The following is a 10,568-nucleotide window of genomic DNA, read 5'->3' as shown; positions in this document are numbered from 1 at the left end:
AAATTCAGTTTTTTCCTTTAATACATGTTGCGAAATGTGTTTAGCCAGTTCAATGGTCAAGTATACTTTGTCGGGCAAAGGAGGTTTCTTCTCAAAACCCAGAAAGGTTTCATAAAAATAATCGAGATGTTTGGCAGTAAACTGATTAAGATCTTGCTGTGCAATAGCATAAAGATCTAAAAATGCATCAAAAAGCGCCAGATGTGGCTCCGTCAAACCATCATCCCTAATTTCATCGATGTTAAACACTGTATTCCAGTTGCTTTGATGTGCCACTCCATCGTAATAATGATAATTAACATAAGCACTTAAACGATCTGCAAACTGATAAAGGGCTGCTTTATTTCGTTCATCAATGGCAACAAAAGAAGCATCCAAAGCTTTAGGCAAGCGATTTAAACGGTTAGTGCCGTTTCTTGGTGCGCTATTTTTGTTACAATTTTTGCTCATCGTTTAAAGGTTTGTTCCTTCATTCAAATAATATGGGTAAACTATGTTATTCCGCGTATTGGTGCTTCTAATCGTATATTCCACAACCAGATTAATCATTCCAAGCTCTTCATTTTTAAATACATCGAGTTTATCTAGTTTAATCCGGGGTTCGTAATAGATTATCGCCCTTCTGATTCGTTCAGTAATCCGGGTAACCAGTGTTACATTTATTGGCTCAAATAACATATCATCCATATTGCAACCATATTCTGCCTGCATTACCCGCTCCCCAACGGCGGTACCAAACAATATTTCAAGGCTCTGGTTAATATCCGATACCTCACTTGCCATGCTTGTTGCAAACCGGTTTGTATCTGAATACTTGTGAATTTTTGGCGGAAAAGCCCAACCTTTTCCTAAAAAGCTACTTTCTGTTTCCATACTTATCCAATAGTTACCGTAGGACAACCTACCACGGCAGACGCTCCACAGCCGCATACATCTCCGGTTCTTACCGCAGGCTTGCCGCCAATCATTACCGTTGCACTGCCCGCTACAAACGGACTGGCTGGAATATGCCCTGGTGGCGGTATCACGCAGGTATGCATATCGCCGATAACTGTAGCTGGCATGCCTCCGATTAACACGGTTGGTACTCCAGGACCTGTTACCAAACCGCCATGATTGGTAACATCCGTTGTTCTTACTGCATTTGGCATCTCTAATTAATTTGAACTATACTTCCTTTAACTTTTGTAATCGCCGAAGAACTCAATTCAACTCCGCTACTTCCTTCTAACTTAAGTTGCGCATTACTGGATACTGATATATTGGTTGCCTCTATTTTGATATCGCCTTTTGCTTTTATCTTTAAATCCTTACTACTTTCAATGGTGATACCGCTATCGTTAGTCTGTACTTTGTTCCCATTTTGATCTTCAATGGTAATTGATTTTTCATCTTCGTTGAGTGTAAATTTGTTTCCAGCAGGTGTTTCAATGCTGACAATCTTTTTCTCATCATTGAACAATATCTGAATGCCACTTCTCGTCTTCAACCCTTTTTCATGGTTGTCATCCTGATATGGCAAGTGAGGCGGATGTGCGCTACTGTATAACCTGCCTAAAATCACTGCATCCCGGGGATCATCATTGATAAAACCGATAATCACCTCATCATCAATTTCAGGGTTCCAAACCCAACCACGATCTTTGCCGGCATCAACCATGGCTAACCTTGCCCAAATACCATCTCCGTTTTTTTCAACTGTAGGCAGCCTCACCCTGATCCGGCTTTCGCCTTCGGGATCCTGTTCAAGCTGCGTTACAATACCAATTTGCAAACCATTTACTGGCGGAATAATTCCGGTAGCTGGTTTTTCGACCACATCATCAAACTTATAATGATGAAGGGCTTTGTCCAATCCAAACTGTACGTGACTGTACCAAGCAGCCTCGCCAGAATAAGAATGAATAACACCAGTTACCAGACACTTACCGCTGAACCGATCGCCGATTCCTTTTAATTCCACAATTATTCCTGGCTTAAGCTTATTATCGCCTAAAACCCTAAAGTTTCCGATTATTCGGTTGAGCCTGCTCCTAAACAGTTGTGCCGTCGCCCATTCTGCTGATTCTTCGGCTGACAAATTACCTGAATGAAAGGAGCTGCTGTTTTCCCATCCGAGAACTTCTGCCAATTCATCGCCAGAAAAATTTCCCTGCTGTGGCAAAGATTTGACATTCGAAGAGCTTTCTGTAATTTCTTGATTGGTGTAATTCCAATTTTGTGTAATCACTTCCGGGTATTGTGTCCTGGCGTCCATCTGTGCCTCAAAATCATAAATATCAATACCATAAGTATATGTTGCTGCTATCGCTTGATTCACATCAGGTCCGGCGATGGATAATTTTGCAGCATCTGCAATAACCAAAGCACTATTAAGCTCAGCTCGGGTAACTATGAAATCCCAATTGCTGCAATTAAACTGAACGAGTTGCTTATGCTTTAAGTGCAGATCATCTAAATCATAAGTGAGTCCGCTTTGGCTTAAAATTTCTTCGATCACATCTCCATCACTCACTTCTTCCCAAATTCTATTTTTTCTACCGGCAGTAAGTTTAATCGACTTGTCTCTGCATTCTATTTCCAGGATGCTGCCTTCTTCATTAGCTTTAATCGTTTGACTGATAATCAAACCCGTAAAAACCACTTCATCTTTACCATCATAACCGGCTGAAATTGAAATTTCGGCACCAGGAACGAAATCGGCACCATTGCTTAATTCAAAATTTTGTGCAGCAGCACTTCCATCCATTACAACCACTCGGGCTTTAGAAATAGTATTCACAATATTGGTTATCACAATTTCCAATATTCCGATTGCATCAGACAATGGCTGGCCTCCGATTTTGATACTAAATGACTGCACTCCCTTGTTTTGTGGCATATCTTAAAATTTTTCAATCGGTGGAAAGGAAATACGCTGTCCCTGTTGCAACTTTCTGAAGTTATTTAATTTGTTTGCTCTAGCTACCTCCAAATAATATCGATCCGTTTTGTAAATGTTGTATGTCATCAATGGCAAAGGACTATCGCCCTCAACATTTCTGTAGTGTGTTAAATCCGGAGAGTTTCTTTGCAGTTCATTTGATTGTTCCACCAAAGAGGTGTAGCTGGTAAAAGTGCAGTCTGTTTTTGCCCGCAAAGGCTTACCGGTATTATCAAACAAAGTATATGTAACCTTTACTGCAGTGAGCATACCCTGAAAAGTTAATTCCCCCCAGTGAATTTTTAAATAGTTTGGCTGGTGAGTATCATCCTTAACCTTAAAGCAGGTATCTAGGAATTTCTCTATAACTTTATGTACAGTTTTATCCCTTTGAATATCAGATTGAAAAGCAGAATTACCTGAATAAGATGCTGAAGTCGCATCCCACAATAAATCAAGCTTTAATTCCTTTCCTCTGGAAGATTTAAACTGACCAACGCTATCTGCAGCATTGGCTGGGGCACTGTTATCTAACTCGTTTTTGTATTCGATAAAATAAGTATTTGGGTTGTACAAAACCTTAAAACTTTCTACAGGCGAACCCGAAAAATTATCAGTGGTATACACATCAATTATGAGTTTTTCTAAATTCCCAAGTTCTCCAAAAAGCTGACTAAGTGCCATAATTACCTTTCGTTTTTATTTTTAATCTGTTGTTTTAATTCCTCTAGTGCTTTTTTCATTTTCCGGTCGGTAGCTGTTTGTCCGGACGGACTTGCCTGCACCGAGCCGGCAACATTATTGGTAACTGTGGCTGTAATATTGAGCTCTCTTATTTCTACTGGCATAATCTTTAAATATCAATTCGTCTGAAATACTGATGGGCAAATTCAATGCTTTCAATTACAATTCCGTTTTGTTGGGCATTAAAACCTTCAACAGCCCATTTTATTGGGTAGGCATTTACAAAATTCCAGGCCTGCAGCGGCGTATGGTCTTCGTTTAAAAGGATTAATGTAATGTCTCTGGGTTTAAACGTAAAAGATTCTACACTTTCCTTAAACCACTTCATCGCTGAAGAACCGATCAACATGCCCCGTTTAAGGGTGAGGTTGCTATAGGTGATTGCCGTTGGTAGCTTATGCGCAAAGCGATTTTCACCACCTTCTTTATATTCCTCTGTCGCAATATTCGCTTCCAAACCTGTAACATCTGTGAAACCGATATCCGGCATTCCCGGGTACTGAAGTTCCAGTCCTTCAATCCGAAGCAAGAAATGAAAACCTACCGGAGGATATTTCGCAACCATCACTGCTAAGTAAATTCGATACTTAAACCCTCATGCGCAAGTTCTACTGTTTCTATAGCCACTTCATTCCCTGTAGAATTAAGCGTTGGCCCATCAACCTTTGAAGGCCAGGCGTTTCGTACTTTCCAAACCACAACAGGTTCGTGGCTTTCATTAAGCAGGCTGATGGTTAAATCTCTGCGCTCGATTTTATTTAAGCTTACGGTATTAAACCAGTGAAAAAGTTCATTATCACCTTTTGTGATACCTCTTTTCATTGATATTGCTGTATATTGCTGCATACCAGGCATTTTGGTAACATGATACTCCGGCGAGCTACCTTCACGGTAGTCGATTGCCTGCGTTTCTACCGTTAAACCACTAACCTCCGTGAAGCCAATTCTTGAGCCGCCCCATTCCACCTGGAAGTGAAAAACCGGCAATGGATAATTATTTGCCATAATATTTAGATTTATAATAGGTTATTCTTGTAATTTATGTGAGAATTTCAAAATGATAAATTCTGCAGGGCGAACCACGGCCATGCCAATTTCAACATTCATCCTCCCCTCCAGAATATCAAGTGTAGTCATTGTAATGCCTAATCCGATTCGAACAAAAAATGCATCATCTGGCTTTGCTCCTTGTAATGCACCTTGCCGCCACAACTGATTGAGGAAATTTTCGCACATGGCTTTAACCCGTAGCCATGTATTTGCATCGTTGGGTTCGAATACCACAAACTCAGTAGCTTTCTTGATACTCTCTTCCACAAAATTGTAAAAGCGCCTTACAGAAATATACCTCCATTCATTATCATTTCCTGCCAGGGTTCTTGCACCCCAAACCAGCGTTCCTTTGCCTGTAAAAAATCGAATTACATTAATTGATTTTCCTGTAGTCGGATCGATATTTAAATTTTCCTGTTGTTCGGCAGTTACCTTAAGCGACGGGCCAGTTACCATCCTCAAACTTTCATTTGCCGGAGCTTTCCATACGCCACGGTTACTATCAACCCGGGCCATTACACCAGCTACGGCCCCCGATGGAGGCAAATCAATAAAATTTTTATCAATTTCTGCTTTTACAAGCCGGTAGGTATTCAGGTCAATCGCTTTGATGGCCGATAAACTTTTTCCATCATAGGCCCCATTGTGTTTAATGAGAATATCGTTTTCATTGTAACCGTAGTTCAGTGTACTCTGTAACCATGGATAATAAACGCAACCATATTTTAAATCGGCAGTGCCTACATCATCCCTGATAATTTTAGCATCATCATATGGAACTGAAGACAGCTTCCAGGCATCGAAAATGGCAATGCGATCTTGCAGCTTATTGCACAAAGCCAGGGCGCTATCATACAAATCCTTATATCCTGATTTTAAACCTGTATTCTTCTTGTGTTTATCTGTAAAGATTAGTAATGTCGGCTCATCAACCTTTGCTACTGCATCCAAACAAGCAATACCTTCCGGGTTATCAAAATCTGTTGTATAGCTTCCGCTAGATACAATATAACAGGGTCCGCCACCATTTCCAAAATACAGCTGCAAGGTATAATACATGTACATTCCACTTACCGATTCTTTTCTGGCATTGCATGTAATGGTTCTGTTTTGCACCTTGGCATCAACAATTACATCCTGAATAGTTGGTAAACCCGTTGTTTTAAATACATCAGCCTCAGAATTTGCTCCGCCAAAATACTTTTGATAATCTAAAAAAGAAGTAATCCGGATGGGTGTAGGAAGTTTATCAACTGATGGAAAAATATCGTCTCCATTTTCATCTTTAGCAATTTCTGTTCGCCCCATAAAAGCTGGTATAGCCGTTTCAACCGGAGCCACAGATGCAGGAAGTTTACTGATTTCCTCAATGTAAACGCCTGGAGTTTTATAGTTCTTTGCCATTTGTTAAGATTTTGCTAATAAATGAGAGAATTTTAAAATGATAAACTCTGCCGGGCGCACCGCAGCCATTCCAATTTCGATGATTAACCTGCCTTCCAGAATATCGAGTGAGGTCATGGTGATGCCTAAACCAACGTTAACGAAATAAGCATGTTCCGGCTTTGCGCCGGCCAGGGCTCCCTGTCGCCACAATTGATTCAGAAAGTTTTCGCACATAGTTTTTACCCTCAACCAGGTTTTGGCATCATTTGGTTCAAAAACCACAAACTCAGTTGCCTTTTTAATGCTTTCCTCTACCATGATGAAAAGTCTCCGCACCGGAACGTATCGCCATTCATTATCGTTTCCCGCCAACGTTCGGGCGCCCCAAATCAAAGTGCCCCTTCCAGCAAATTTCCTAATGGCATTGATACTTTTACCTCCGGTTGGATCAACATTTAAATAGTCTTGTTCTTCATCACTTATGGACACTACAGGTTTATCTACCGTTCTTACACTCACATTCGCAGGCGCTTTCCATACCCCGCGTTCGTTATCGACTCTAGCCATCACACCTGCCATCATACCGGATGGATAAAGTGGAACTGTAAATGCGTTTAGCGCAGCCTTAATCTGATTGAATAAAACAAAATCTACATTATCGAAACCGCCGGTTAAAGTTGGGGAATCCAGCTTCAAAGCAATTGCTCCACCTTTCGGGTCATACACAATTGAAATATTATTTCCTGAAGCCCCTGCTTCTAAAGCCGTAATGTTAACTACTTTGCCTGACAACTCAGCATTGACAAACAACTTGAGGTCATTATGCGCATTAATCACATCCTTTAAACTTTTTGCTGTCGCCGTTGTGTTACCGTCGATTGCAATTCCACCAGTTCCAAATGTCAAGCTAATGCCTGCGATGCTAATTGATTGATTTTCCGTTGGGACAGTCTCTATCGTAATTTTTGTAGTTGCTGCAACAGATACTTGTGCTGCAGGTTTAACCACATCGGTAATTGGCTTTTTAGTATCTCCTACAGATTTATAAATACCTGCATTGTCACCGCCGCGGTTATCTCTTGCAATGAAAATATTTTGATCAGCGGTACGGTTGTAAACTGCACCACTTTGTATTTGTGGGTAGTAAGCCGCACCATATTTTAAATTATCTGAGCTGATAAAGTCGTTCCTAAACTTATCAGCCACCAAAACTGGCGTGGTCAGGCTTGCCTGTGGTGCATCAAGGATGGCAAACCGATCTTGCAGCCTGGCGCATTGGGCAAGCATGGCATCATTTAGTTCCTTTATCTGGGAGGAAGAAGATAAACCTACAATTTCAGGAATTACCAGCAAGGTTATCTCATCTTCCTTTTCGCAGGCATCCAATCCGGTTTTTAACTCTGCTTTATCCAGCTCAGGCACAGCTTTAAACGTCCCGATAGAAATGATGAAACATGGGCCACCTCCGTTTTCATAAAACATTTTTACGTGGTAATATAGCAGGTAGCCAGATAAAGTTGTTGCTGGCGTAACCACAATTTTTGGTAGCACCGAACCATTTTCGGGATTTTCGATAGTGACTTCCAGTAATTCTGGATACGCAGGGCCAAAATATTGCTCAAATTCCAGTAAAGAGGTAATACGCTGTGGCACATTAACATCAAACGGGATTCCATTTTTCTCTCGCTTTGCCGTATAACCAACAAAGCCTGGTATCGCAGTTTCTACTTGGGCAATGGAAGGAGGAATCGTCGAAATTTCTTCAACATACACCCCTGGATGTTTATATGTCAGCGCCATATCTTAATGATTTATTTATTAAACATATACATAAACTTTACTCTCTTCGCCCGCCTGCTTTTCTGGCATTGGATTAGGTAAATTTTTGGCAAGAATCACTTCAGTTGAACCATCTTTCTTACTCAGCTCCAAGCCGGTTTTTACTTTCTCGAAAAACGGAATCTTTATATTGCTTTTGAATAATACAATAGGTACATCAGCTATTTTATTGATGGGATCGTGGTCATCTGCTGGAACTGGTTTTCCGGCGAAAGTATAATTCTTGTAAACCGGATGGCCTTCTGTACTTTTATCCTTTACAAAAAGATCGAAATCTTCTAAATCGATACCACTTTGATTGATTACATAGTATTTCCAAAAAGTTTCTTTCCTGGTAAAACTGATCGAAAATTTCGCTTCTTCTACAATCTCCTCATTGGCTGGAATGCTGATATGCAAAACGCCAAAGGTAGCTTGCGACTGAAGTTCGGCGCTTTTAAAAACTTTATAGGTCAATAACTCATTTCCTGAATCAGCAGCATTTTTAACGGAGATGATGTAAAGTCCGTCTGGTAGTTTGGAAAGATCAATTAACTTTCCAAAGGTTCCGTTAATATTCTTTTTGATTTTGTACGGACTTGATATGGGTGCTCCATTGCTATCGTATTCAATTATCAAATCGTTTTTCAATGCAGTTTTCAATCTTAAAGTGACTTCCTCATGGTCTGGCAAATCGAAATTAAAGTTGAATAAATCACCTGTAATCGCATCGAGAATACTGTATTTAAGATTTTTATTTAGGCCATTATTTGTTAAGTAAATCTTTTTATTACTTAAGAAGTTTTTCTGGGGATTGGCTTCATTTAAATTGGTAATGGCTAAAAATTTAGCGGCTTGTTTTAACACAATTCCGAAGTACAAATTGCTTTCCCCTATTCTGATTTTCGCTTTTTGATCTAAATCACTTTCGCAAATCAGGTTAAAGCCGGTATCAAACGCCTTGTATATCCAACGTTGGTTTCGCATGAGTATCCGCGAACTGTTGGCCGGTATAAAATCCAGATCCTGACACAAACTATCTTCGTAGTAGTTGTGAAGTACGTTAACCGAAAATAATTTACGATAGGCTGTCATGATCTTGTTTTAGTTTGTAATGCAATACTTTCAATTATTCCGTCGGGCGCTAACTGTACATTTTCCTGAATGGTTAACATCCGGATTTTATATAATACAGATGGCAAGTAACTATGTCCGATAATGCTCCAGAAATGGTTCATTTGCTCGAAATTGAAACTAAAAAGCTCCGCACTCAATCGCTCGATTTTGTTATCAGTAAGTGCAAGTAAAGGAGAATTTGCTTGCGTAAACACGTTTTTACCTTGAAAAAATGAAATGACTTGTGAAAGTCTTTTTAATCCTTCCAAATAATCCAGTCGCGGAGACTCAGTTTCTTCATAATGAAAGTTTGCTGAAATAAGAACAAATAGATTAAGGTAGATGTCCGGATTTCTGGTTTCAATATCGCCCTGCATGTTCCGTACTGTTACCCGCTGATCTTTAGCCACCCTGTCTTCTTCAATGTTCATCAGCGTTAAGCCTAAAGTTTTGTCAGGGATTGCTAATTTACCGCCGTAAACAATACTTGAAACAACAATAAAATCTTCATTGGTTGTTCCGGCAATATTGTTCAGATTACTATTAATTTCTTTTGAAAGAAAATCTAGAGCGGTATTAATCATAGACAAAAAAATATTCCAGGTTAGACGATTAAGTAAATGATTATCATAAACTTATAAACGAAATCAGCAATAGTTATTAACAAATTCAAAAAAAGTTATCAACCCGAGAAAACATTTAAAATCGTCAAATTTTAATATACCTGCGATGTTTTAACCATTACTCCGACCTATTAAAACATTAGTTATCAACAACTTGAAAGAATATTCCTATTAAGAATGATCTTTCAAACGGGCAAAATATTCTTACAGAATTCCAGAAGTTAAAATTTTAAAAACGAAACAACCCGCTAAACATCTATTTATCAGTATTTTAAACGTATTACTTTAACTACAATTTATATCAAAAATGATTTTTTTTACACCTAAAGTTTAGATAAAGTAGTTGAGAAAGAGAAGACCAAAAATTGAATTGCTATATTTAAACTAGAAGACCTATTATCATGAATATTGATTCATCCCTCCAATCGAAGCGTATATTGTCGATAGACATTCTCCGCGGTATCGTAATGATCATTATGGCACTTGACCATACCCGCGATTTTTTTCACATCGGAGCGATGACCGCTAATCCACTTGATCCACAGACAACAACAGGTATTTTGTTTTTTACAAGATGGATCACCCACTTTTGTGCTCCGATTTTTGTTTTCTTGTCGGGGCTATCTGCATACCTATCGTCACAGCATAAAACACCTGCAAAAGCAAGTATTTTTCTTTTTAAGCGTGGCACCTGGCTGATTGTGGTCGAAATCGTTATCATTTCACTTGGCTTAACCTTTAATCCCTTTTACAACTTTGTGATTTTGCAGGTAATTTGGGTAATTGGCTGGAGCATGATCTTCTTGGGCTTTATGAGCAGAATTTTCCCACAAAGCTGTTTTAATTATTGGTTTGATAATCGTCTTCGGACATAACATTTTTAACCTCTTTCCGCCACCTGAGGT

Annotated in this window: 13 protein-coding genes; 1 reads left to right on the top strand and 12 read right to left on the bottom strand. The window is 39.4% G+C overall.

Features of this window, described 5'->3' with window-relative positions; translation table 11 throughout:
- The 12 genes from ON09_RS19275 to ON09_RS19225 form a co-directional block, all read right to left on the bottom strand.
- Positions 1 to 450, bottom strand: a 450-nt coding sequence (locus ON09_RS19275) for a hypothetical protein (protein WP_010602706.1), incomplete at its 3' end; no start/stop codon positions are given.
- Positions 451 to 453: 3 nt separating this feature from the next.
- Positions 454 to 873 (bottom strand): GPW/gp25 family protein, encoded by a 420-nt coding sequence (locus ON09_RS19270; RefSeq protein ID WP_010602705.1) that lies wholly within the window; start codon positions 871 to 873, stop codon positions 454 to 456.
- 2 nt (positions 874 to 875) lie between these two features.
- Positions 876 to 1,151: a PAAR domain-containing protein gene (locus ON09_RS19265; RefSeq protein ID WP_010602704.1), complete on the bottom strand. Its 276-nt coding sequence runs from the start codon at positions 1,149 to 1,151 to the stop codon at positions 876 to 878.
- Positions 1,152 to 1,153: 2 nt separating this feature from the next.
- Positions 1,154 to 2,881 (bottom strand): type VI secretion system tip protein VgrG, encoded by a 1,728-nt coding sequence (vgrG, locus tag ON09_RS19260; RefSeq protein ID WP_010602703.1) that lies wholly within the window; start codon positions 2,879 to 2,881, stop codon positions 1,154 to 1,156.
- Between the two features lie 3 nt (positions 2,882 to 2,884).
- Positions 2,885 to 3,607, bottom strand: coding sequence for a CIS tube protein (locus tag ON09_RS19255; protein ID WP_010602702.1), 723 nt, complete (start codon positions 3,605 to 3,607; stop codon positions 2,885 to 2,887).
- A 2-nt stretch (positions 3,608 to 3,609) separates the two neighbouring features.
- A complete protein-coding gene (locus tag ON09_RS25275) occupies positions 3,610 to 3,771 on the bottom strand; it encodes a DUF5908 family protein (protein WP_157259010.1) in 162 nt (53 codons plus the stop codon).
- Positions 3,772 to 3,776: 5 nt separating this feature from the next.
- Complete coding sequence (locus ON09_RS19250; protein ID WP_010602701.1) at positions 3,777 to 4,232, bottom strand: phage tail protein; 456 nt, start codon at positions 4,230 to 4,232, stop codon at positions 3,777 to 3,779.
- Positions 4,233 to 4,237: 5 nt separating this feature from the next.
- Positions 4,238 to 4,672 (bottom strand): phage tail protein, encoded by a 435-nt coding sequence (locus tag ON09_RS19245; RefSeq protein WP_010602700.1) that lies wholly within the window; start codon positions 4,670 to 4,672, stop codon positions 4,238 to 4,240.
- A gap of 21 nt (positions 4,673 to 4,693) precedes the next feature.
- Positions 4,694 to 6,124 (bottom strand): phage tail sheath family protein, encoded by a 1,431-nt coding sequence (locus ON09_RS19240; RefSeq protein WP_010602699.1) that lies wholly within the window; start codon positions 6,122 to 6,124, stop codon positions 4,694 to 4,696.
- A 3-nt stretch (positions 6,125 to 6,127) separates the two neighbouring features.
- Entirely contained in the window at positions 6,128 to 7,906 is a 1,779-nt protein-coding gene (locus tag ON09_RS19235) for a phage tail sheath family protein (protein ID WP_010602698.1), read from the bottom strand.
- Positions 7,907 to 7,924: 18 nt separating this feature from the next.
- The gene (locus tag ON09_RS19230) at positions 7,925 to 9,019 is read right to left on the bottom strand and encodes a T9SS type A sorting domain-containing protein (protein WP_010602697.1); all 1,095 of its coding nucleotides are present in this window, start codon (positions 9,017 to 9,019) and stop codon (positions 7,925 to 7,927) included.
- Positions 9,016 to 9,624, bottom strand: coding sequence for a DUF4255 domain-containing protein (locus ON09_RS19225; protein WP_010602696.1), 609 nt, complete (start codon positions 9,622 to 9,624; stop codon positions 9,016 to 9,018). Before ON09_RS19225 ends, ON09_RS19230 begins: the two co-directional genes overlap by 4 nt.
- A 440-nt stretch (positions 9,625 to 10,064) precedes the next feature.
- Here ON09_RS19225 and ON09_RS26900 point away from each other — a divergent pair, with 440 nt between their 5' ends.
- Positions 10,065 to 10,538, top strand: a complete 474-nt coding sequence (locus ON09_RS26900) for a DUF1624 domain-containing protein (RefSeq protein WP_202947167.1) — start codon at positions 10,065 to 10,067, stop codon at positions 10,536 to 10,538.
- Positions 10,539 to 10,568 lie beyond the last annotated feature (30 nt).

This window comes from Pedobacter agri PB92 (genome assembly GCF_000258495.1).
Lineage (GTDB): Bacteria > Bacteroidota > Bacteroidia > Sphingobacteriales > Sphingobacteriaceae > Pedobacter > Pedobacter agri.
The sequence above is the reverse complement of the archived record's forward strand: the minus strand, read 5'-3'. Positions and strand labels throughout refer to the sequence as shown.

Coding starts and splice junctions, on each gene's coding strand:
- ON09_RS26900 (WP_202947167.1), top strand. CDS start 10,065: ATGAATATTGATTCATCCCTCCAATCGAAGCGTATATTGTCGATAGAC.
- ON09_RS19235 (WP_010602698.1), bottom strand. CDS start 7,906: ATGGCGCTGACATATAAACATCCAGGGGTGTATGTTGAAGAAATTTCG.
- ON09_RS19245 (WP_010602700.1), bottom strand. CDS start 4,672: ATGGCAAATAATTATCCATTGCCGGTTTTTCACTTCCAGGTGGAATGG.
- ON09_RS25275 (WP_157259010.1), bottom strand. CDS start 3,771: ATGCCAGTAGAAATAAGAGAGCTCAATATTACAGCCACAGTTACCAAT.
- ON09_RS19225 (WP_010602696.1), bottom strand. CDS start 9,624: ATGATTAATACCGCTCTAGATTTTCTTTCAAAAGAAATTAATAGTAAT.
- vgrG (WP_010602703.1), bottom strand. CDS start 2,881: ATGCCACAAAACAAGGGAGTGCAGTCATTTAGTATCAAAATCGGAGGC.
- ON09_RS19240 (WP_010602699.1), bottom strand. CDS start 6,124: ATGGCAAAGAACTATAAAACTCCAGGCGTTTACATTGAGGAAATCAGT.
- ON09_RS19265 (WP_010602704.1), bottom strand. CDS start 1,151: ATGCCAAATGCAGTAAGAACAACGGATGTTACCAATCATGGCGGTTTG.
- ON09_RS19255 (WP_010602702.1), bottom strand. CDS start 3,607: ATGGCACTTAGTCAGCTTTTTGGAGAACTTGGGAATTTAGAAAAACTC.
- ON09_RS19230 (WP_010602697.1), bottom strand. CDS start 9,019: ATGACAGCCTATCGTAAATTATTTTCGGTTAACGTACTTCACAACTAC.
- ON09_RS19250 (WP_010602701.1), bottom strand. CDS start 4,232: ATGGTTGCGAAATATCCTCCGGTAGGTTTTCATTTCTTGCTTCGGATT.
- ON09_RS19270 (WP_010602705.1), bottom strand. CDS start 873: ATGGAAACAGAAAGTAGCTTTTTAGGAAAAGGTTGGGCTTTTCCGCCA.